This window comes from Ensifer adhaerens (assembly GCF_002007205.1).
Classification (GTDB): domain Bacteria; phylum Pseudomonadota; class Alphaproteobacteria; order Rhizobiales; family Rhizobiaceae; genus Ensifer; species Ensifer adhaerens_D.
In genome coordinates this window covers 524,636-546,251 of the sequence record NZ_LAZS01000006.1, presented here as the reverse complement: position 1 = coordinate 546,251, position 21,616 = coordinate 524,636, and the positions used below count along the sequence as shown (strand labels likewise).

16 protein-coding genes and 2 tRNA genes are annotated in these 21,616 nt (G+C 62.8%); 13 read left to right on the top strand and 5 right to left on the bottom strand.

The genetic code is table 11. The features are described 5' to 3' along the window. Positions 1–108: 108 nt before the first annotated feature. Together XB14_RS15295 and XB14_RS15290 are read right to left on the bottom strand one after the other, a co-directional pair. Entirely contained in the window at positions 109–1,524 is a 1,416-nt protein-coding gene (locus XB14_RS15295; protein WP_077962432.1) for an aminotransferase class I/II-fold pyridoxal phosphate-dependent enzyme, read from the bottom strand. Further along, positions 1,521–9,032 (bottom strand): type I polyketide synthase, encoded by a 7,512-nt coding sequence (locus XB14_RS15290; RefSeq protein WP_077962431.1) that lies wholly within the window; start codon positions 9,030–9,032, stop codon positions 1,521–1,523. The genes XB14_RS15295 and XB14_RS15290 overlap by 4 nt, the downstream gene beginning before the upstream one ends. A 407-nt stretch (positions 9,033–9,439) precedes the next feature. Here XB14_RS15290 and XB14_RS15285 point away from each other — a divergent pair, with 407 nt between their 5' ends. From XB14_RS15285 to pncB, 3 genes are all read left to right on the top strand, one after another. Then, positions 9,440–10,627, top strand: a complete 1,188-nt coding sequence (locus tag XB14_RS15285) for a polysaccharide biosynthesis/export family protein (protein WP_077962430.1) — start codon at positions 9,440–9,442, stop codon at positions 10,625–10,627. 180 nt (positions 10,628–10,807) lie between these two features. Further along, positions 10,808–11,407, top strand: a complete 600-nt coding sequence (gene pncA / locus XB14_RS15280) for a bifunctional nicotinamidase/pyrazinamidase (protein WP_077962937.1) — start codon at positions 10,808–10,810, stop codon at positions 11,405–11,407. Between the two features lie 45 nt (positions 11,408–11,452). Beyond that, positions 11,453–12,757, top strand: coding sequence for a nicotinate phosphoribosyltransferase (gene pncB, locus XB14_RS15275; RefSeq protein ID WP_077962429.1), 1,305 nt, complete (start codon positions 11,453–11,455; stop codon positions 12,755–12,757). A gap of 344 nt (positions 12,758–13,101) precedes the next feature. On the opposite strand, the gene XB14_RS15270 is transcribed toward pncB, so the two are convergent. Next, complete coding sequence (locus XB14_RS15270; RefSeq protein WP_077962428.1) at positions 13,102–13,815, bottom strand: DNA helicase; 714 nt, start codon at positions 13,813–13,815, stop codon at positions 13,102–13,104. Between the two features lie 325 nt (positions 13,816–14,140). After that, a tRNA-Thr gene (locus XB14_RS15265) sits at positions 14,141–14,215 on the bottom strand. Between the two features lie 151 nt (positions 14,216–14,366). On the opposite strand from XB14_RS15265, the gene XB14_RS15260 reads away from it, so the two are divergent. The 10 genes from XB14_RS15260 to XB14_RS15215 all read left to right on the top strand — a co-directional run bounded on the left by XB14_RS15260 (position 14,367) and on the right by XB14_RS15215 (position 20,915). Then, positions 14,367–14,618, top strand: coding sequence for a hypothetical protein (locus XB14_RS15260; RefSeq protein WP_077962427.1), 252 nt, complete (start codon positions 14,367–14,369; stop codon positions 14,616–14,618). Positions 14,619–14,880: 262 nt separating this feature from the next. After that, positions 14,881–16,173, top strand: a complete 1,293-nt coding sequence (gene murA / locus XB14_RS15255; protein WP_077962426.1) for a UDP-N-acetylglucosamine 1-carboxyvinyltransferase — start codon at positions 14,881–14,883, stop codon at positions 16,171–16,173. A 106-nt stretch (positions 16,174–16,279) separates the two neighbouring features. Beyond that, complete coding sequence (locus XB14_RS15250) at positions 16,280–16,720, top strand: DUF2948 family protein (RefSeq protein ID WP_077962936.1); 441 nt, start codon at positions 16,280–16,282, stop codon at positions 16,718–16,720. A gap of 50 nt (positions 16,721–16,770) precedes the next feature. Next, positions 16,771–18,075, top strand: a complete 1,305-nt coding sequence (hisD, locus tag XB14_RS15245; RefSeq protein ID WP_077962425.1) for a histidinol dehydrogenase — start codon at positions 16,771–16,773, stop codon at positions 18,073–18,075. Beyond that, on the top strand, positions 18,072–18,548 hold the full coding sequence (locus tag XB14_RS15240; protein WP_077962424.1) for a UPF0262 family protein: 477 nt from the start codon (positions 18,072–18,074) through the stop codon (positions 18,546–18,548). Before hisD ends, XB14_RS15240 begins: the two co-directional genes overlap by 4 nt. Before the next feature lie 13 nt (positions 18,549–18,561). Then, the gene (locus XB14_RS15235; RefSeq protein ID WP_077962423.1) at positions 18,562–19,029 is read left to right on the top strand and encodes a low molecular weight phosphatase family protein; all 468 of its coding nucleotides are present in this window, start codon (positions 18,562–18,564) and stop codon (positions 19,027–19,029) included. 271 nt (positions 19,030–19,300) lie between these two features. Then, entirely contained in the window at positions 19,301–19,519 is a 219-nt protein-coding gene (infA, locus tag XB14_RS15230) for a translation initiation factor IF-1 (protein ID WP_004435948.1), read from the top strand. 148 nt (positions 19,520–19,667) lie between these two features. Next, complete coding sequence (locus tag XB14_RS15225) at positions 19,668–20,288, top strand: Maf-like protein (RefSeq protein WP_034797002.1); 621 nt, start codon at positions 19,668–19,670, stop codon at positions 20,286–20,288. Positions 20,289–20,293: 5 nt separating this feature from the next. After that, on the top strand, positions 20,294–20,503 hold the full coding sequence (yacG, locus tag XB14_RS15220) for a DNA gyrase inhibitor YacG (RefSeq protein ID WP_077962422.1): 210 nt from the start codon (positions 20,294–20,296) through the stop codon (positions 20,501–20,503). A 336-nt stretch (positions 20,504–20,839) separates the two neighbouring features. Further along, positions 20,840–20,915: transfer RNA gene (locus XB14_RS15215), tRNA-Phe, on the top strand. A 337-nt stretch (positions 20,916–21,252) separates the two neighbouring features. Here XB14_RS15215 and XB14_RS15210 read toward each other — a convergent pair. Continuing rightward, on the bottom strand, positions 21,253–21,582 hold the full coding sequence (locus XB14_RS15210) for a hypothetical protein (protein WP_077962421.1): 330 nt from the start codon (positions 21,580–21,582) through the stop codon (positions 21,253–21,255). Positions 21,583–21,616: the final 34 nt, after the last annotated feature.

Genomic DNA, 21,616 nt, shown 5'->3' with positions numbered 1-21,616 from the left:
GGTGGCCCTGTGTCCGGAATTGCGTGAAACAAAGAGATAGAGCGTTTCCGTGGCGAACTGTTTACCGGAACCGCTCCAGCATTCCCGGCGGCAATGCGGGGCCTTCGCTTATCGCGCCGAGAGCGCTTTCATCATCTGGTCGATGTCGATGCCGCCGAGACCGAAGTTGCGTTCGGTAAGGTCGGCCAGACGCTCGGCCGTCAGCGTTACCGTCCGGCGGATCTGCTCTTCGGTATGATCGCTGGTGATGAAGAAGCGCAGGCGCGCAAGTCCCTCGGGCACCGCCGGGTGGATGATCGGCAGCGCGTTGACCCCTTCGGCAAGCAGGTCGTTTGAAAGCTGAACCGCACGCAGGGAATCGCCGACGAGAACCGGCACGACGGAAAAGCCGCTCGAGAGGCCCGTGTCCAGGCCCGCTTCCTTGGCAAGCTTGAGGAAGAGGGCACCGTTGCGGCGCAGTGCCGTTGTCCGCCCCGGCTCGCGTTCCAGCACCTCCAGGCTCGCGGTCGCCGCGGCCGCCAGCACCGGCGCGAGGCCGACACTATAGACGAAGCCGCCCGCGGATGCCTTCAGCACTTCGACCAGCGCATCGCTGCCGGCAATGTAGCCGCCACAGCTCGAGGTGGTCTTCGACAGCGTGCCCATCCAGATGTCGATCTCGTGCGGATCGACGCCGAAATGTTCCGCAAGGCCGCGGCCGGTCTTGCCGAGAACGCCAAGCGAATGCGCCTCGTCGACCATCAGCCAGAAGCCATACTCGGCCCGAAGCTTCAAAAGTGCCGGCAGGTCGGCGACATCGCCGTCCATCGAGTAGATGCCCTCGACGATCACCATGATGCGGCGATAGTCGCCGGCAACGGTGCGCAGCACGTGTTCGAGGTCGGCGACGTCGTTGTGCTTGAACAGCCGGCGGGTCGCGCCCGAGAGCTTGATGCCGGCAAGGGCGCTGTTGTGGATGAACTCGTCGTGGACGACGAGGTCCTTCGGTCCCATCAGGCAGCTGATGGCGGCGACATTGGTCAGGTAACCGCTGACGAAGCAGACGGCGGCATCGACGCCATAGAAGCTTGCGATCTTCTCTTCGAGCGCCATATGCACCGGGCGTTCGCCGGCGACGAGACGGCTCGCCGAGGCGGAGATGCCGAAGGTGCCGATGGTATCCCGCGCTCGCGCCAGCACTTCCGCATGGTGGTTGAGGCCGAGATAGTCATAGGAGGCGAAGTTGATCAGCTTGCGGCCATCGATGACGGTGGTGGCCCCCGCCGCCGTCTGGTGCGCGCGATAGAACGGATTTGCAATGCCGAGCTGCTCGCTCGCGAACTTCTGCGTCATCACCTGCTTGTATTCCGGCAGGTCCTCGAAACGGGCCTGCTGCCTGCGCGCCGGCGGCGGCATCTCCCGCTCCGAGCGCGCCATGCGGTTGCGCTCGGAGGATTGATGCGTGTTTCTCATCCGGTCCAGCAGGTTCTCCTTGAGGCTGCTGGTCATCTTGGATGCGCCTGGGCCGTTTCCGTTCGTGCTCATTGGCCTTGTGCTTTTTCCTTTGCCGTCCCAACGTGCCTTTGCGCAAGTTCGCTGACGATCTTGTCGTCGGCGGGCTCGGCATCGTCGCTCTGGTCGCGCTTGCTGACCTTTTCATAGAGCTTGCGGGCGACATCGCCAACCGTCGTGTTGTCGGCGACGCCGCTCAGCGGCATGTCGAAGCCGGTATTCTGCTGGAAGCTCATGCCGAGTTCGACGGCCATCAGGCTGTCGAGGCCGATTTCCTTCAACACCTTGGCGCGCGTGACCGTATCCTTCGACACGCGCAGGATCGCGGCGATCTCGCCGGCGACGAGGTCGAAGAGGATATCCTCGGCCTCCTGCGGCGACTTGCCCTCGATCATGGCGACCAAGTCCATTTTCGTGCCTTCGCCGCCCGTCGCATGCTGGTCGGCGCTGCGCAAGATGACTTCGAAGAGCGCGTTCTTGGCGACCGGCAAGTTGCGCGCGGCCGACCAGTCGATTTCCGAGATCATCACGGTTGCCGCATCGACGGTGCCCGGATCGAAGGCCAGATGGCTTTCGACCATGTCGAGCGCCGTCTGTGCCTTGAGCGCGGTCTTGCCGATGCGCTTGGCGAGAATGTCGTTCACATCCGTGTTCTGGACGAGATAGCCCTTGTCGGCAATCGCGCCGAAGCCGACGGCAAGGCCCGCAAGGCCGCGGGCGCGGCGGGCGCGGGCGAGACCTTCGAGATAGCCGTTGGCCGCGACGTAGTTCGCCTGTCCGGGGTTGCCGACAAGCGTCGTCGCCGACGAGAACAGGATGAAGTTGTCGAGCGTGTCATCGCTGGTCAGAGCGTCGAGAACCGCAGCACCCTTTGCCTTAGTGTCGATGACCGGCCGGTTGCGCTCGCGGTTGAGGTTGCTGATCAGCGCGTCGTCGAGCACCATCGCGGCATGCACCACCGAACGGAGCGGTGCCGCTGCACGCAACTGCTTGAGCAGGCGCTCCGTCGCCACCGGATCGGTGACGTCGCAGGCGTGAACCGTGGCGGAGACGCCGGCCTTTGCCCAGATCTCCATCATGGCCATGGTCTCGGCATCCGCCTGGCCGCGGCGCGAGCAGAGCGCGATCTTCGTCGCGCCCTTTTCGACGAGCCAGTTGGCGGCAGCCAGGCCGAAGCCGCCGATGCCGCCGACGACGAGATGTATGCCGGTCGGGTCGACCTTCATGCCGCCATGCGGACGCTTGGCGACACGGTGCTTGCCGGCGACCGGCGGCAGCACGACGATCTTGCCGATATGCCCGGCATTCTGCATCAGCCGGAAGGCATTGCCGATCTCGTCGAAGTCGAAGGCGCGATAGGGAAGCGGCGTCAGCTTGCCGTCTTCGAACAGCGCGCCGATCTCGGTGAAGATCCGCTTGGTCAGCTTCGGCTGATTGACCAGCAGCTGGTCGGCGTCGATGCCGAAATAGCTGACGTTGCGGCGGAACGGCCGAAGGCCGATCTTGCTGTCGGCGTAGTAGTCGCGCTTGCCGAGTTCAAGGAAGCGGCCGAACGGTTTGACCAGCGCCAGGCTCTGCTCCATCGCTTCGGCGAAGAGGGAATTCAGCACGAGGTCGACGCCTTCACCGTCCGTCACGGCGCGAACGTCGTTGACGAAATCCAGCGAACGGGAATCGAAGACGTGGTCGGCGCCGAGCATCGACAGGAAGCGACGCTTCTCACGCGATCCCGCCGTGGCGATCACCTTGGCGCCCTTCAGCTTTGCGACCTGGAGCGCTGCGAGACCGACACCGCCGGCGGCGCCATGGATCAGGATCGTCTCGTCCGGCTGGATCCGCCCGAGCTCGACCATCGCGTAGTAGGCCGTCAGGAACGCGACGGGGACCGTCGCCGCGGCGACGGGGCTGACCGACTGCGGCAGCCTGGCGACGCCGGCGCGCGAGACGACCGCATGGGTCGAGAAGGCGGAGGACGCGATCGCCATGACGGCGTCGCCGACGGCGAGGTCATCGACACCGTCGCCGACGGCAACCACGTGGCCGGAAAGCTCCATGCCGATCGTCGCGCCTGCGAAACCGTCCTCGAGCGCTTCTTCCGGCAGCAGGCCCATTGCCCACATCACGTCGCGGAAGTTGAGGCCGGTCGCCGCAACCGCGACGACGACGTCACCCGGACCTGCGGCCGGAATGTCGCTTTCTTCCCAGACGATGCTGCCGACCTGAGAGCTGACGCGCTGGCGGATCGTGGCGGCCTTGAAGGCCGCTGTTGCTGCGTGCGCATTGTCGACCGGACCCGGCACGGCCCGGATCTCGGAGAGCGCGGCGCCCTCTTCGCCTTCGAGCAGCCACTCGCGGTTCGCTCCGGCAACCGTCAACAGAGGCAATGCCGCAGCCATCTGAGCAGCCGTCGTCGGAGAACCGTCGATATCGAGCGCGTGGATGTCGAGGAATTCGTACTCGTTCTGAAGCACGCGGGCGAACGCCCAGAGGCCGGCATTGACGCCGTCGCTTGCAACCGCCGCTCCCACCGTCCGGCTGGCGATCGGCGCGCCGCCGGGGGCAACGAGTACGAGACGGGGCCGCTTGTCATCGGCGGGCTCGGTGCCGCCGATGTGCTGGCGCAACGCTTCGGCAAATGTGCCGAGCACGAGGATCTGCGTTTGCAGAGAGGCGGAATCGTCGGTGCGCGACGCAGCCGTCGTCGCGGCAAGGAAGACTGCACGAAGCGGTTGGTCTCCCAGGGCCTCGAAGGCCTGCAGAAGCACGACCTTGTCCGCGGACGCGTCGCCGGTCAGGCTGACGCGAACAGCTGAATCAGAGGGCTCGTGCTGTTCATGCCCAGCGGTCTCCAGCAGCAGGTAGGGGCCGGAAGCCGGCACCGCAGCGCCGACGGCGGCCGTTGCCGCGCCGCGCGCTTCGACCAGGATGACGTTGCCGCTTGCACATTCACGGTCGGCAATATCGATGTCGCGCAGGTCGAGATCGCCAAGACATTTCTGCCAGTGCGGGACCGCTGCCAGGTTGCCGATCGGGAATTCCGCCGTCTGGCTGTGCGCGAACCAGCCTTCCGACAGGCCAAGCGCGAAATCGTTGAACAGCGAAGGCGCACTGACGGCGGCAATCAGTCCGCCCGTATCGCGCAGCGCGGTCCGCAGCGCCGTGCGAACGGCGACATCGTCCTCGATCAGGCCATAGAGCGCGTCGGAGGCGCTGACGGCAAGGTCGAAGGACGCAAGCGTTGCGAGCTCACCCTTCTTGAGGATGCGCACATGGGCGTCGTTTTCGAAGGCGAGCTCGAGGCCCCGCTGGGCGTTGTCGCGTGCTTCGAAGACGGTAAGGCTTGCGCCATGCTTCTCGGTAAGCGTTGCCAGCCGCCGGGTGAAGCCAGCGGATACGCTGCCGATTTCGACGATGCGCAGACGCGCTCCGGCCGGCTGCGTTGCCAAGACCTTTTCAAGGGCCGCGAGCACGTGGGTCATCCGTTGGCGGCTTGCCTCCGAATGAACGGCCTGATGGTCAAGCGTGGCGTCGCTGATGAAGCTCGAGCCGGAGTTCGCTTCGTCGCCGGCCTGCAGCGCTTCGATACGGGCGAGCGCTTCCGCGTAGGCGTTGTTGATCAGCACGGCCTCGACGGCACGGTCGGGCCGCTCGCCGTAAAGCTCGCTCAGAATTTCGGGCACGCTCGGCAGGGTGTATTCCTGCGCGACGGTCCAGACGCCATCCTTGTGCTGGCTGATCCCGGCATCCTCCAGCACATAGAGGCAGCTCGTCAGGAAACACTGGAAGGCGAAATCGCCAGGCAGGTTGCCGCCCTTAATCGTCGAGCGTCCCTTGGCGAGCTTGAGAGCGATCTCCTGGCAGGCGCGGTAGATGGCTGCATTGAACAAGAGCGTTGCATTGTCGACGCCGGCCTCGCCGGCAGCCGGCATGGCGATCGACACCGGCACCAGGCTGTTGCGCTGAAGACCTGGCAGGGCGGCTTCCGATTGCACCGCCTCGTAGTGGAAGGACAGCGCATCGAGCGTCTTGTGCTTGCGCAGATAGGTGCGGCGGAAGCGGCAATCCTCGAAATGGGCGATCGGTTCGCCGGACTGGCCGAAGAAATGGAACTTCGCCTTGATCGAATTGGCGCTGACGCGCTCGATCTCGATCATGGCGCGGGCGATCGGCAGGCCGCCGTTGACGACCCGCACCGAGCCGAAACGGACCGGAATGTAAGGCGCGCCGCTCTTGTCGCCGGTGAACCGGTCGAAGAGTGCCACCAGCCCGTGGAAGGTCGCATCGACCGAAATCGGGTTCAGCGCATAGCTGACGAGCGGATGTCCCGTGGCGTCGGCTGTCTTCAGTTCGACGTCGACCAGCCGGTCGCCGTAGGCAACCGCCTTCGCCAGCAGCTGGAAGCGCGGGCCATAGTCGAGACCGAATTGCCGCGCCGTTTCGTAGGCGCGGGCAGGGCCCACCGTTGCCGTCTTCGCGAGGCCCGCAAGCGACGGATAGGCGCGCTCTTCCGCCGGCAACGGCTTGCGGCAGCGGGCAACCGCATGCACGGCCCAGTCGTCTTCCGAAAGCCGTTCGCGCGAGCGAATCTCGATGTCGCCGGTCTCCGGTGACATAACCGTCGACAGCTCCATGATCTTCGTGTCGCTGAGCTCCAGCGGCCGGACGATTTCGAGATTGGTGACCTCGACTTCGTCACTGCCATAGAACTGCTGCGCCGCGGCAACGGCGATTTCGATGAAGCCGCTGCCCGGCAGGATCGCCTTGCCGTCGACAACGTGTTCGGCAAGGTCCGGGAAGAGGTGGGCGTCGATATGGTTCTTCCAGCTGCCGCTGTTCGGATCGCTGCGCCAGCCGGTCAGGCGGTAGGGCCGAGCGGTCCGGCCGAAAAGGTCGGTGGCATCGGTCGTTGCTGCCGGGCGCAGTTCGACAGGCTCGAAGGGCAGGCTTGGCAGGGCGATCGAGGCATTACGCTTGCCGAAGACCCGGGTCGTGTCGACCACGGCGCCATGCGCGACGGCACGCGCCATGGCGGCCGAAATCGGATCCTGGCCGCTTTCGGCGACGTCTCTGAGCAGCGTGGGCACCACCATGCCGGGAGCCGCGGCCTGTTTGATCGTCTCCTTGACGTAGGAGGAGAGGATCGGGCGCGGCGAGATTTCGATGAACAGGCGGCAGCCCATTTCGATCGCGGCTTCTGCAGCCGCCTGGAAGCGGACCGGCTCGCGGACGTTTTTCCACCAGTAGTCCGGATCGAGCTGCGTGCCCTCGAGCGCGGCGCCTGTGACCGTCGAGAGATAGGTGAGTTCCGTACGACGTGGCGCGATGTCCGGGATGTCCGAGAGGAAGGCGTCCTTCGCCCGGTCGATGATCGGGTGGTGGAACGGGTAATTGATGTCGAGGATCTGGACCGGGATCTTCGCCTTGCGGGCGGCATCGCGGAAGGCCGAGATCTGCTCGGCCGGACCCGAGATCGTCACGGAATTGTGGGCATTGACTGCAGCGACACAGAGTTCGTCCAGACCACGCGCTTCGGCAAAGGCACGGGCGGCTTCCTCGCCGAGCATGACGGCGGCCATGGTGCCGTGGCCGGCAAGCAGGTCCTGGTGCAGCGAGCGCTTGGCGACGATCGAAACGGCATCGACGAGCGAGAGCGCGCCGGCCGCGTAGGCGGCGGCAATTTCGCCGACGGAATGGCCGAAGACGGCGACCGGCTTGATGCCCATGGCAACCAGCGAGTCCGACAGGGCGGCCTGCACGGCAAACAGCAGCGGCTGGGCGATCTTGGTGTCGGCCAGTTTCTTGTCGAGGTCGGGATCGGAAAGGAGATTGGTGAGCGTGATGTCGGAATGGAACTTGAACAGTGCGCTGACCGAGGTGAAACACTGGCGGAAATGCAGGTTTTCGCGGAAGGCTTCCACGCCCATGCCGGCCCACTGCGAGCCGTTGCCCGAAAAGACGAAGGCGACCTTGGCGTCGCGCGCGACGGCCTCGCCGATCTCGCCGATACCGGAGCCCGGCTTTTCCAGGTGGCTCGCGATCGCGCGCACAATATCCTCGGGCTGATCGCTGCGCGCCGCAAAACGATGGCGCATATGGGTGCGGTTGGCACCCGATGCGGCGATCATCGCGCGCGCTTCGCCCTTGGAAGCATGGGCGAAAGCCGTCTTGTAGTCGCTGAGAAGCGCCTCCAGGCTCGACGCCGTATGGGCGCTCGCCAGGAAAACATGTCCGGAAGACGACGGGTTTACGGCCTTTTCATCGGCTGCCGGTTCGGGGTCGCTGATGACGACATGCGCGTTGGCACCGCCGAAGCCGAAGGAGTTGATACCGGCGAGGCGCGCGCGCTTGCCGCGCAGAAGCTCGATCGGGTTTGCCGTGACGCGCACGTTCAGGCCGTCGAAGTCGATATGCTCGTTCGGCGTGTCGAAATGCAGCGAAGCCGGCAGGTAGTTGTTTTCGAGCGCCATCACGGCTTTCAGCATGCCGAAGAGGCCGGAGGCCGGTTCGGTATGGCCGATGTTCGACTTGATCGAGCCGATCGGCACCGGAGCGCGGCGCTTGGCGCCGATGACCGTTCCGATCGACCAGACCTCGGCCGGGTCGCCGACCTTGGTGCCGGTGCCGTGACCTTCGACGAAGGCCACCTGATTGGCGTCGATGCCGTTTCCTTCGTAGATTGCCCTCAGCAGATTGGCCTGGGCTTCGCGCGACGGCAGCGAAATGCCGTTGGTGCGCCCGGCCGAATTTACGCCGGTCGCGACGATGCGCGCATAGCTGCGGTCTTTCTCCCGCCGCGCCCGGTCGGAACGGCGCAGCACGAAGACCACGCCGCCTTCGGCGCGCACGTAGCCGGCGCCGTCATTGTCATAGGCGCGGCAGAGGCCTTCCGGCGACAGCATGCGCGCCTGGGCGAAGCCGACGAAAGGCAGGGGGTGGGCAAGAATGTTGACGCCGCCGACGATGGCCGTGTCGATCTCGCCCGATGTCAGTGCCCGCATCGCCTGGTCGAGCGCGACCAGCGAGGAGGAACAGGCGGTGTCGACCGTCATGCTCGGGCCGCTGAGACCGAAGATGTGCGAGATGCGGTTCGAGACGATCGACAGCGTGTTGCCGGTCATGAAATAGGGCCCGGCCGCCGCCGGATCCTCGACGGTCAGGTTGGCGTGATCGAGGCTCGATGCGCCGATATAGACACCGACGTTTTCGCCATGCAACGACGTTGCCGAGATGTTGGCGTCTTCAAGCGCGCGCCAGGCGAGCTGGAGCAGCACGCGCTGCTGCGGGTCCATATACATGGCCTCGCGCTGCGACATGCCGAAGACGGCCGGATCGAAATCGTAGAGCTGATCCAGAACGCCGGCCGCGAAGGAATAGGTTTTCCCCTGGGTGCCCATGACGGGATGCCAGAATCGCGCGACGTCCCAGCGATCCGATGGAATGCTGGTGACGGTGCACTTGCCCTGACGTAGAAGTTTGAACAACGCCGAGGGCGATTCTGCTCCAGGGGCGAGGCATGCACGCCCAATAATCTCAACAGCCATGTATGATCGAACGCTCTAAAATGCCGTTAAAGTTGCACCTGCGATTGCGCAGCGGAGGTCGAAATGCAATCGCCAATCGTCATGCTTCCGGGCTATCCCCAGCTATATTCGTTCCGCCTCATTAGTCAGCTTTTAACTTAAAGTCCCTAGCTTTCAACCCCAAAGACTGAAGATATACACGCTGTCAACGCCAGTCCAAGTCGGATGGGGCGACAAACCACGCTCAAGGTATCGAAGGTATGACCAGAAAGACGCGGGCTCAAATAAATTGCCCGTCTTGGTCTTGGGGTGACTTGTTGTGGGACGGCGATTGTGCTTTTCAGAGACCGGCGAATTCCCTGCCGGGAGATGATGCGGTGCAGAACTATGAGCAAAATCATGGCTGTGCCGAATGTGGAGTGTCGTAGTTGAAACGAGTCAGTGCCCTTCTGCTTTGTTCCGCCCTCGTCGGATGCCAGGCTGTGCCTGGTGAAGGGCCGCTGGCCGGAGCGATCGTCAAGGACGCCGGCCAGTCCGGTGCCGAAATCGGCCGCCAGAACGCGACCGTCTTCGACATCGTCGATGTGGACGGCCGCTCGGCGCGCCTCGTCTCCGACTATGTCTCCTCGACGTTGAACCGCCGGTTCGGCGTTGGCGGCGGTGTAGGCCGGGTCGTGATCGGCGTCGGTGACGCACTGAAAGTTTCGATCTTCGAAGCCGGCAGCGACGGCCTGTTTTCGACGCAGGATTCCAAGCAGACCAGCATCGATCTCGTCGTTCAGCCGGACGGCAAGGCGGCGATCCCCTATGTTGGTCCGGTTCGCTTTGCCGGCCTGACGCTGGAACAGGCGCGCCAGGAAATCCTGGAAGCGCTGAAGCAGAAGGCCGTCGAGCCGGACGTGATCGTCACCAGCATGAGCACCGCGTCGCGCAACGTCACGGTTTCGGGCGCCGTCGGTAGGTCGTCGGTGGTGCCGCTCAGCCTCGTCGACGAGACGATCAACGAGGTCATCGCCAAGGCCGGCGGTCCGGTCGCGCAGCCCTACGAAACCTTCGTCACGCTGGTGCGCGGCAAGAAGACCGGAACGGTTCTCCTGAAGTCGATCATCGACAACCCGTCGGAAAACATCCACGTCAAGCCGGGCGACCAGATTTTCGTGACGCGCGATCCGCGACGTTTCACGATCCTCGGTGCGGTCAAGGCCAACCAGCGCGTCGAGTTCGGCGCCAACGATCTCAATTTGCTCGAGGCCATGGGGCTTGCCGGCGGCGGTGCGGACTACACGCTCGACATGAAGGGCTACTTCATCTTCCGCTACGAAGAGCCCGATGTCGTGATGAGCCTGCTCGGCCAACAGCGTTTCAACGAAATGCTGCGCAAGGGCATGAAGACCGACAACGTCGGCCGCTACCCGATCGTCTACCGCTTCGACATGAGCAAGCCGGACAGCCTGATCGTCGGTCAGACCTTCCCGATCAAGAACCGCGACGTCATCTACGCCTCGCGTCACCCGTCGGTCGATTTCTCGAAGTTCCTGAACTTCGTCGCTCAGCCGGTGGGCATCGCCAATTCCGGCTTCTCGATCGCCGACAACATCAACAGTCTCGGAAACTGATCGATTTCGATCGCATTCGATTAAGGGCGTCGGGCTTGGACCGGCGCCCTTTTTGCTTATCTGTCTTCCCGATTTCGGATGGATGCGGAACTGGCTTGTCGCCGCTCAAATTCTGTGATTGATCTTGGACTTAAATCGATTTTGGTGATCGATGAGGATTGATCGGCCAAGAGGTGAATGATGGCGGATAAAGCGTTGATCGTCGTGGATGTGCAGAACGATTTCTGCCCGGGCGGAGCGCTCGGTGTTGCCGGCGGCGACGAGATCGTGCCGATGATCAACGGCCTGATTGGCCGCTTCGAGCATGTGGTGCTGACCCAGGATTGGCACCCGGCCGGCCACTCCAGCTTTGCCTCCAGCCATCCCGGCAAGAGCCCGTTCGAGATGATCGCCATGCCCTACGGCGCGCAGACGCTTTGGCCGGATCATTGCGTCCAGGGCAGCGCCGGCGCTAATTTCCATCCGGCGCTCGAATGGACCCGCGCCGAGCTTTTGATCCGCAAGGGTTTCCGGCCTGAGATCGACAGCTATTCCGCCTTCTTCGAAAACGATCGCCGCACGCCGACAGGCCTTTCGGGCTATCTCAAGGATCGCGGCATCAGGAAGGTGACGCTCTGCGGCCTTGCGACGGATTTCTGCGTCGCCTTCTCCGCCATCGACGCGGTTGCGCAGGGGTTTTCGACGACCGTCATTCTCGACGCCTGTCGAGGCATCGATCTCAACGGTTCGCTTCAGGCCATGATCACGCGCATGCGTGATGCCGGCGTCGAGCTGAACTAGACGAGATGATCTAGCCTCGCCCAAGGGGAAGGAGCAATTTCACCGATGACGAAGACCGATATCGCCAGGCGCGTCTACAATCATGCCTGGAAGCTCGATCCGATCGTGCGCAGCCTGCTGGACACGGATTTCTACAAGCTCTTGATGCTGCAGATGATCTGGCAGCTCTATCCGGATGTCGACGCGACTTTCTCGCTGATCAACCGGACGAAGACGGTGCGGCTTGCCGACGAGATCGACGAGCAGGAACTGCGCGACCAGCTCGATCATGCGCGCGAGCTGCGCTTTTCCAAGAAGGAAATGATCTGGCTTGCCGGTAATACGTTCTACGGCCGCAAGCAGATCTTCTCGCCGGAGTTTCTTGGCTGGCTCGCCAAGTTCCGCCTGCCGGACTATGAGCTGAAGCGCAGCGACGGCCAGTTCGAGCTGACCTTCCGCGGCCGCTGGGCGGAGACCACCATGTGGGAGATCCCGGCGCTGGCGATCATCAACGAGCTGCGATCGCGCTCGGCGATGAAGGGCCTCGGTCCCTTTACCCTCGACGTGCTCTATGCCCGCGCCAAGGCAAAGATGTGGTCCAAGGTCGAGCGCCTGCGGCAGTATCCGAACCTCAGGATTTCCGACTTCGGCACGCGCCGCCGGCACAGCTTCCTGTGGCAGCGCTGGTGCGTCGAGGCGCTGAAAGAAGGGATCGGAAGCTCGTTTTCGGGTTCCAGCAACGTGCTGCTTGCCATGGATACGGATCTGGAAGCGCTCGGCACCAACGCGCATGAGCTTCCGATGGTGGCCGCAGCCCTTGCCCGCAACGACAAGGAGCTGGCTCAAGCACCCTACAAGGTGCTGCAGGACTGGAACCAGCTCTATGGCGGCAATCTCCTGATCGTGCTGCCGGATGCCTTCGGCACGGCGGCATTCCTGCGCGATGCACCCAAATGGGTGGCGGACTGGACGGGCTTTCGGCCGGACAGCGCGCCGCCGATCGAAGGCGGTGAAAAAATCCTCGCCTGGTGGAAGAAGATGGGCCGCAACCCGCGCGAAAAGCTCCTGATCTTCTCCGACGGTCTCGACGTCGACACGATCATCGAGACCTACCGGCATTTCGAGGGGCGCGTGCGCATGAGCTTCGGCTGGGGCACCAACCTCACCAATGATTTTGCCGGTTGTGCCCCGACGGAAATCAGCGGCCTCAACCCGATCTCCATCGTCTGCAAGGTCAGCGAAGCCGACGGCCGGCCGGCGGTGAAGCTCTCCGACAACCCGCGCAAGGCGACCGGCGATCCGGCCGAGGTCGAGCGCTACCTCAAGTTCTTCGGCTCCCAGGATTTCGTCGAGCAGGCCGTCAAGGTCTGACCGCCAAGTAACGCCGAAGTCAAACGACGCCGAGTGTTGAGCATTCCTGAAAAAAAAAGAAACCGGCAAAAGCCGGTTTCAAAAGGGGATCAAAGATGTTGCGATTGTCCATCATCGCGATGTCAAATCTGGCAGTGGATTCTTAAGGTTGTGTTAAGATGCCAACCTGCCGTTGCATTTTGCTTCTCTAGAATACGAACATGTAGAGAAGGATGATGACGATGAGCGGCACGCCCATGAGCCAGAGTACGATGCCTTTCATTGAAGAGCCTCCGCGTTGCTGCCTTTGAAGCGGTAACGCGACACCGCGAAATACGTTCCCGATGTCGGCCCGGCACCGGGTGTCAATTCATCGCTCGAAACTGGAGCTCTCCCTTGTTCAGGAAGCAGGTCTTGTCAAAAAGCCGGAGATCCACCGGGTTTGGCAGACGGATATCGTGAATGTCGGGAAACGGCTTTTCTGTCGCCTCGTAGGCCCGGTCGATCTGCGAAATGAAGACGAAGATCAAGCCGCGTTCCCGCGCAAAAGACCTTAGGGTGCGGATCTGGTCGCCAAGCGCGGGGTTCTCGCGCCTCTGGTCGAGAAGCTGGAGATAGTCCACGACAACCAGCGTACCGCGCGCTGCCGACGCCAACTTGCCGACGATATGGTCGGCGCTGATCGTGTCGGAGCAATCGATCTCGAAGAGCGTCGCAAATCGGGCATAGTCCGCTCCAATGGCCGGAAAACGATCGATCACGTCCCTGACCGTATATTCCAACGTGAAGAAGAAGGCTTGATGCCCCGACCTCATCGCATCGACGGCAAGCTCGAGACTTTTCAGCGTCTTGCCCTGACCGGGCCGGGCGCCGAGAAGAACGAGATCCCCGGGCTTCAGCCGCGCAAGCAGTGCGCCATCGGGTCTTGCGGCGGCATGCCTAGCGGCAAGCAGGCTCCAGCTCGCGCAGCCCTCGCGCACGGCAATGCGATCGAGAGCTTCATGCAGCGGAACTCCCAGATCGCGGGACAGGCGCTTTGCTTCGCGCTTCAAATGATAGATGGGCGCAGACAACGTCATCGGTAACCTCCTGATGCGAGCGATCTTCGCACTCCCTCCTTATGCTCAATGCCCGAACAGTCGGTTCGATGATGAAAATGCCCCGTATGAAATCTACTTTCCCGATTGGAGGGGGGGAGGCGTGGGCGCGCCCGAATCGGAGGATAGCGCAGATGCTGGCCGAGGTGAATTGACCCCTGTGGTGCCCGAAATCGAGGCAAGGGCTGAGGGCGTCGGTCGACACCGGCGAAGCGGCAGCTTAGCGGGGGAGCAGCGCCGACGAAACCCGGCGAGGCATCACGACCAGTTCGTCAGGATCAAGGGTCTGATTGTCTTGGAAGAAAACTGGTGCTGCTAGAGAGATTTGAACTCTCGGCCTCTCCCTTACCAAGGGAGTGCTCTACCCCTGAGCTATAGCAGCATCTGGCGGCCGGTTTGTGTGTCAGCCGCATCAAGCGAGGGGGCTATTGCCATAGGTGAGCGGGGAGTGCAAGCCGGAATTCGAAGTTTTTCGTGAAGAGCTGTGAGAAAAGTCCTCGCCGCTTCCGAAGCCCCTGGTTTTGCGCTAAGGCATGGACATGCAAACAGACGACAAAGAAGACGGCAAAGCCGCGCCTGCGCCTGACGAACGGCAGGCCGAGGGCAAGGTGCGCCGGGAAAAGAAGAAGGATACGACCGAGGCGGACCTGAAAAAGGCGCGTCTTGCCAGGAACTTGCGCGACAACCTCATGCGCCGCAAGCAGCAGATGCGGGCGCGCCGATCCGGCGCCGCCGATGACGTCAGCGGTCTTCCTGCCGCAAAAACGGACGAATCCCAAGATTAGTACCGACGGGAGGCGGCATTCGTCGCTTCGTTCCTATTTTGCCGCTGGCGTGACCATCGGGTGTTCGACTGCACTATTCCGTAAATCGGGCCCGATCGAGAAGGGAGGCTGTGCAGCGACTTAAATGTTACAGCGCCAGGCGTCTAAAGGGATGCGCGGCGTTCAAGGCACTTCTAATTTCGCGGCGTCTCCACTAAAGAGGCGCCTTCAGACAATATCGGATTATTTTGGAAAGGCGGGCCAAGCCCGTTCAAGAGGCCTCATGGATCGCATCAGGATTGTAGGCGGCAACAAGCTTAACGGCGTCATCCCGATTTCGGGCGCCAAGAACGCGGCCCTGCCGCTGATGATTGCGTCGCTTCTGACCGACGACACGCTGACGCTCGAAAACGTGCCGCATCTGGCCGACGTCGAGCAGCTGATCCGTATTCTCGGCAACCATGGCGTCGACATCTCCGTCAACGGCCGCCGCGAGCGCCAGGGCGAGAGCTACGCCCGCACCATCCATTTCACCTGCCGCAACATCGTCGACACGACCGCCCCTTATGAGTTGGTCTCGAAGATGCGCGCGAGCTTCTGGGTGATCGGCCCGCTTCTCGCCCGCGAAGGTAAGGCACGCGTATCGCTGCCCGGCGGCTGCGCCATCGGCACGCGTCCGGTCGATCTCTTCATCGAGGGCCTGCAGGCGCTTTCCGCCAACATCGAGATCGACGGTGGTTACGTCAATGCGACGGCGCCCGCGGGCGGCCTGATCGGTGCGCGCTACACGTTTCCGAAAGTATCGGTCGGCGCGACCCACGTGCTGATGATGGCAGCGACCCTTGCCAACGGCACCACGGTGCTTGGCAACGCCGCGCGCGAGCCTGAGGTCGCCGACCTTGCCAACTGCCTCAACGCCATGGGCGCCAAGATTACCGGCCAGGGCACGTCGACGATCACGATCGAGGGCGTTCGCTCGCTCTCCGGCGCCCGTCACCGCGTTCTTCCTGACCGCATCGAGACCGGCACCTATGCCATGGCTGTCGCGATGACCGGTGGCGACGTCATTCTCGAAGACACCGACATGGCGCTGCTCGACACGGCGCTGGAAGCGATCCGCCGCGCCGGCGCCGAGATCACCGAGACCAACAGCGGCATCCGTGTCGTGCGCAACGGCGCCGGCATCAAGCCGGTCGATATCGTCACCGACCCCTTCCCGGGCTTCCCGACCGACCTGCAGGCGCAGTTCATGGGTCTGATGACCATGGCGAAGGGCACCTCGCACATCACCGAGACGATCTTCGAGAACCGCTTCATGCACGTGCAGGAGCTGGCCCGTCTCGGCGCAAAGATCTCGCTCTCCGGCCAGACGGCCAAGATCGAGGGTGTCAGCCGGCTGAAGGGCGCGCCTGTGATGGCGACCGACCTTCGCGCCTCAGTCTCGCTCGTCATCGCCGGTCTTGCCGCCGAAGGCGAGACGATGGTCTCGCGCGTCTATCACCTCGATCGCGGCTTCGAGCGGCTCGAAGAGAAGCTTACCCGTTGCGGCGCGCACGTCGAGCGCGTCAGCGACTGATTTGATCGGTTGCGCCTGATACCGTTGCGGTTTCAGGCGCAACATCCTATGTCCATTTCAATTGTGGCACGGCAAGATGTGCGGCGAAACGAAAGGAATGGATGGCATGACCGGATTGAAGCTGCTGGCGCTCGACGAGGAGGATCTCGCTGTCGTCTCCGCCCATGTCCAGGATGCCGTGTTCAAGGTATCGGGCCTGGAATACGATGCCCGCCGTAAGCAGTTTTCGCTCGTCGTCAATCGCTTCGTCTGGGAGACGGCTGAGGGCAAGCGTCGTTCCTTCGAGCGTCGGCGTGCGCTCCTCCTGTTCAAGCGGGTAAATGCAGTTCGCTCCGTCGGCTTCGACCGACGCGATGGCGAGGCGGTTCTTGACCTGTTGGCGCTGAAGTTCACGGTAGAGGGCGAAGGCCCGGAAGGCACGCTGGAACTGGTTCTGGCCGGTGACGCCTCGATTGCGCTTGACGTCGAATGCATCGAAACGCAGCTTGCGGATACCGGCGGCGCGTGGGAAACCGCTTTCAAGCCCAAGCATCCGGAAGGTGCGTGAGCCCGCGCTCCGAACGAGGCATATGACACTGGCATACAAGGACTTTCGTTTTGGCAATCAGGCTCAATTTTCTCGACGGTGACTTCGAACAAGAGTTCGCGTCATTCCTGACGACCAAGCGCGAGGTGTCCGAGGACGTCAATGCGGTGGTCAAGGCGATCATCGATGACGTGCGGGTGCGTGGTGACGCAGCGCTCGCCGACTATTCCAAGCGCTTCGACGGTATCGATTTTTCGACCACTCCAATGGCCGTCAGCGCCGCGGAGATCGATGCGGCAATCCAGGCGGTTGAGCCGGAAGTGCTGGGCGCGCTCAAGGTCGCAGCCACCCGCATCGAGGCGCACCATGCCCGCCAGCGCCCGAAGGACGATATCTATGAAGACGCCATGGGCGTTGGCCTCGGCTCGCGCTGGACGGCCGTCGATGCCGTCGGCCTCTACGTGCCGGGCGGCACCGCGAGCTATCCGAGCTCGGTGCTGATGAACGCGCTGCCGGCAAAGGTCGCCGGCGTTCCCCGCATCGTCATGGTGGTGCCGGCAACGGGCGGCAAGATCAACCCGGCGGTGCTCGCCGCGGCAAGGCTTGCCGGCGTCGAGGAAATTTACCGCATCGGCGGCGCGCAGGCTGTGGCCGCCCTTGCCTACGGCACGGAGACGATCGAACCGGTCGTCAAGATTGTCGGCCCGGGCAATGCCTATGTGGCCGCCGCCAAGCGCCAGGTTTTCGGCACGGTCGGCATCGACATGATCGCCGGACCCTCCGAGGTGCTCGTCATCGCCGACAGGCACAACGATCCGGACTGGATCGCCGCCGATCTGCTTGCCCAGGCCGAGCACGACGTCGGCGCCCAGTCGATCCTGATCACCGACGATGCGGAATTCGGCCAGGCAGTCGAGGATGCGGTCGAACGGCAGTTGAAGACCCTGCCGCGGGCTGAAACCGCTTCGGCGAGCTGGCGCGATTTCGGCGCCGTCATTCTGGTGCCCGACCTCGAAAAGGCCGTGCCTCTGGCAAACCGCATTGCCGCGGAGCATCTCGAGCTGGCACTGGCCGACCCTGAGCCGATGGTCGCCAGGATCCGCAATGCCGGCGCGATTTTCGTCGGACGCCATACGCCCGAGGTTATCGGCGACTATGTCGGCGGCTCCAATCACGTGTTGCCGACCGCCCGTTCGGCCCGCTTCTCCTCCGGCCTCGGCGTGCTCGACTATATGAAGCGTACCTCGATCCTGCGCCTTGATGCCGAGCAGTTGCGGATCCTCGGGCCGGCGGCGATCGTGCTTGCCAAGTCCGAGGGCCTTGAGGCCCATGCGCGCTCCGTCGCCATTCGCCTCAATCTCGGGGATGCTGGATGAAGGCGGACCGCAATCAGCGTCTCTGCGATGTCGTTCTGGACGAGACCATCGGCCGCTCGACCCCTGACGTGGAGCATGAGCGCGCGGTTGCGATTTTCGACCTGCTGGAAGAGAACCTGTTCGAGCCGGCCGGCCACCCCGGCGGCCCCTACAGGCTTAATCTCTCGCTCGTCGACGCCAAGCTGGTCTTCGCGATCTCGACCGAAAAGGGCGACGATGTCGCGACCCATATCCTCTCGCTGACGCCGTTTCGACGGATCGTGAAAGACTATTTCATGATCTGCGAAAGCTATTACGAGGCGATCCGCTCGGCGACGCCGAGCCAGATCGAGGCGATCGACATGGGGCGTCGCGGCATTCACAACGAGGGTTCGCAGACCCTGATGGATCGCCTCTCCGGCAAGATCCGGCTGGACTTCGACACCGCCCGACGCCTGTTCACGCTCGTCTGCGTGCTCTATTGGCGCGGGTAGGGCGGGGACCGGCATGACGGGAACCGAGGCACCGCACTTGAAAGCGCCCCGCTCGGTCCTCTTCATGTGCGGCATGAACGCCATCCGCTCGCCGATGGCCGAGGCCCTTGCCAAGGCGGCGCTGCCACAGGGAACCTATGTCGCTTCCGCGGGCGTGCGACATGGCGAACGCGACCCCTTCGTCGACGTGGTGATGGCCGAAGTGGGCTTGAGCCTCGGCCGCCACCAGCCGCACACGCTCGACGAGTTGGAAGACGACTATTTCGACCTCATCGTCACGCTGGCGCCGGAGGCGCATCACAAGGCGCTCGAATTGACGCGCTCCATGGCCGTCGACGTGGTCTACTGGCCGACGCCGGATCCGACGGTTGCTGCCGGCACGCGCGAGCAGATCGTCGATGCCTATCGCGCCGTGCGCGATCATCTGTCGACGCTGATCAATCATCGGTTGGTTGGCTCCAGGAAGCCGGAAAACCCCTGAGAGTGCTGCGGAAAATCCGCGCGCGGTCCCCAGTCTCCGTTGCTTCCATGGCGGCTGAAATCCCGATCGATTTAAGACTAGAGACATGGAGCGGTACGAAGTGCTATAGCGGCTTCGCGCTTCTGATCCGACGCGCGGCGCAGTAGCCCGTCACAAAAGCGCAAAAGCCGGTCTTAGATGGTTCACAAATCCTCGTCGATTGTGTAGTTTCCGGCGAATTTTTCGGGATACCTGACGGTTCCCTAAACAAAGATAGAAAGAACAGTCCTACATGGCGAAAGAAGAAGTCCTTGAATTTCCGGGCGTGGTCACCGAATTGCTTCCGAATGCGACCTTCCGCGTGAAGCTCGAAAACGAGCATGAGATCATCGCGCACACGGCTGGCCGCATGCGCAAGAACCGCATTCGCGTGCTTGCCGGCGACAAGGTTCTCGTTGAAATGACCCCGTACGACCTCACCAAGGGCCGTATCACCTACCGCTTCAAGTAAGCCGCTCCGGCTCTTAGCAATTCCTGGAGCATTTCCGCTTCTTCTTCGAATCGCGAAAACGCTCTAACCTTTGGTTGGATTGCAATTTCAGACGTAAACCGCCTACCCGCATTTTGCTGGAATTGCTCTGGAGTGACGGCTCGTTCCGATGACAGTGGCCAAGAAACTGATACTGGCGTCCGGTTCGCCGCGTCGCGTCGAGCTTCTGGCGCAGGCGGGCATCGAGCCCGCGCGCCTGATGCCGATGGATCTCGATGAGACGCCGAAGCGTGCCGAACATCCGCGTTCGCTCGCAAGGCGCCTGTCGGCCGAAAAGGCGCGGGCAGCCCTGGCTGCGGTCAAGGGTGAAGCCGGCTGGGACGGAAGCTACATCCTGGCGGCCGATACGGTCGTCTGCGTTGGCCGGCGTATCCTGCCGAAGCCGGAACTCGTCAGCGAAGCGTCGAGCGCGCTGCATCTCTTGTCCGGCCGCAGCCACCGCGTCTATACCGGCGTCTGCTTGATCACCCCTGACAAGACCGTGCGCCAGAAGGTGGTCGATACCAAGGTGCGCTTCAAGCGCCTCTCAGGCTTCGATATTGAGAGCTACCTCGCCTCGGGCCAATGGCGCGGCAAAGCGGGCGGCTACGGCATCCAGGGCATCGCCGGCAGCTTCGTGGTCAAGCTCGTCGGCTCCTACAGCAACGTCGTCGGCCTGCCGCTCTATGAAACCGTCAGCCTACTTGTCGGTGAAGGCTACGACGTGCACAATCGTTGGCTGGAAGGCTGAAGCCAGTGACCGACGATACGAAGAAAAGCGGTTCGAACGTCGCACCCCTGCGGGCGCCGCGGCCCTGTCCGGAATGCGGACGGCCGTCGCATCGGGAACACTATCCCTTCTGCTCCGATCGCTGCCGCAACGTCGATCTCAACCGCTGGCTCTCCGGCTCCTACGCCATTCCGGTTGCCGACGACGAAGCGAAGGCCGACGACGACGAGCGTTGACGCCCGTCCGCCAGTTGCGCCGAGCAGGGGCTCGGCATTTCCGACCACCTCTTGTCGTCTAAGTGTTCGCCGTCGCCCGGCGTCCCGGCCTCGTATGCGGCGATTGCTTAGGTTTTCGGGCGGTGTTTCCCGTGCGCACCGCGCAAGGGCGCGAGTGCGATCTCTCTGAATCCGTTTGATTTTTCGGTTTTTTCCACTGTCCACAGGATTCCGGTCAAAAAACTTTCATTTGCCGCTGGACACCGCCGAACAAGATGTTATAACCCCGCTCGCTTCCGGGGCACAAACAAGCGCCCCGAGGGTTCCGAGAGGAACCGCTGCCCGAAACGGCAGGATGCCCGGATAGCTCAGTTGGTAGAGCAGCGGATTGAAAATCCGCGTGTCGGTGGTTCAAATCCGCCTCCGGGCACCATTAATTTACAAGCAAAATCAAATGCTTACCCAAATTGACCGTGCAGCGAACGTGTTGCAACACGATGCAACACGCATCCAATGAAATCAATGCGTTACCACGTGTTGCAAATCACTCCATGCAACACGTGTGCAACACGAAAAGGCCGCCGGCTGGTGAGGCCGACGGCGCTGTGGTGGGCTTTGGATGGGTGACGGGCGACGGCACCTGTGAGATACCGCCACCCGCCCGACTCGATGGTCCAAGCACCGAGCCGCCCCGCGCGGGGGTCTCTGATAAAAGGCCGCGCTCGACGAAGAACGGAGCGCGGCAAGGCTGCGGAGGTGCCGCAGGGAAACTACTGTGGCTGCAACGCCTCGGCGGCGTGTCGCAGCGCATGGACTTGGAAGCATAGCTCGTCAAATCCAATCTGCTCGTGCAGAGCAATCTCGTGGAGATCCTCCATCGCGCGAACGTTACTGAAGACTTCGTTGAGGAGCGTCACCGCGATCTTGGCCATCATTTGAACGTTATAGATGTCTTCCGACCAAGGTTGGCGCGGGCGGCCTTTCTCGGCGCCCTGCGCTTTTTCTAAACCGGCTTCCCCGGTTGCGCGTCTTAATCTTAGTCCTTCTTCCGGTTCGTGAGCGATGGGAGGTACTACTCTTAATCTTGCTTTGGTGGTCATGTTGGTCTCCTCGTTGACTTGTTACCCTGTAATA

Bases quoted from the DNA above. Each gene is read 5' to 3' on its own strand.
- XB14_RS15295 (WP_077962432.1), bottom strand. From the start codon at position 1,524: ATGAGCACGAACGGAAACGGCCCAGGCGCATCCAAGATGACCAGCAGC.
- XB14_RS15290 (WP_077962431.1), bottom strand. From the start codon at position 9,032: ATGGCTGTTGAGATTATTGGGCGTGCATGCCTCGCCCCTGGAGCAGAA.
- pncA (WP_077962937.1), top strand. From the start codon at position 10,808: ATGGCGGATAAAGCGTTGATCGTCGTGGATGTGCAGAACGATTTCTGC.
- pncB (WP_077962429.1), top strand. From the start codon at position 11,453: ATGACGAAGACCGATATCGCCAGGCGCGTCTACAATCATGCCTGGAAG.
- XB14_RS15270 (WP_077962428.1), bottom strand. From the start codon at position 13,815: ATGACGTTGTCTGCGCCCATCTATCATTTGAAGCGCGAAGCAAAGCGC.
- XB14_RS15260 (WP_077962427.1), top strand. From the start codon at position 14,367: ATGGACATGCAAACAGACGACAAAGAAGACGGCAAAGCCGCGCCTGCG.
- murA (WP_077962426.1), top strand. From the start codon at position 14,881: ATGGATCGCATCAGGATTGTAGGCGGCAACAAGCTTAACGGCGTCATC.
- XB14_RS15250 (WP_077962936.1), top strand. From the start codon at position 16,280: ATGACCGGATTGAAGCTGCTGGCGCTCGACGAGGAGGATCTCGCTGTC.
- XB14_RS15240 (WP_077962424.1), top strand. From the start codon at position 18,072: ATGAAGGCGGACCGCAATCAGCGTCTCTGCGATGTCGTTCTGGACGAG.
- XB14_RS15235 (WP_077962423.1), top strand. From the start codon at position 18,562: ATGACGGGAACCGAGGCACCGCACTTGAAAGCGCCCCGCTCGGTCCTC.
- infA (WP_004435948.1), top strand. From the start codon at position 19,301: ATGGCGAAAGAAGAAGTCCTTGAATTTCCGGGCGTGGTCACCGAATTG.
- XB14_RS15225 (WP_034797002.1), top strand. From the start codon at position 19,668: ATGACAGTGGCCAAGAAACTGATACTGGCGTCCGGTTCGCCGCGTCGC.
- XB14_RS15210 (WP_077962421.1), bottom strand. From the start codon at position 21,582: ATGACCACCAAAGCAAGATTAAGAGTAGTACCTCCCATCGCTCACGAA.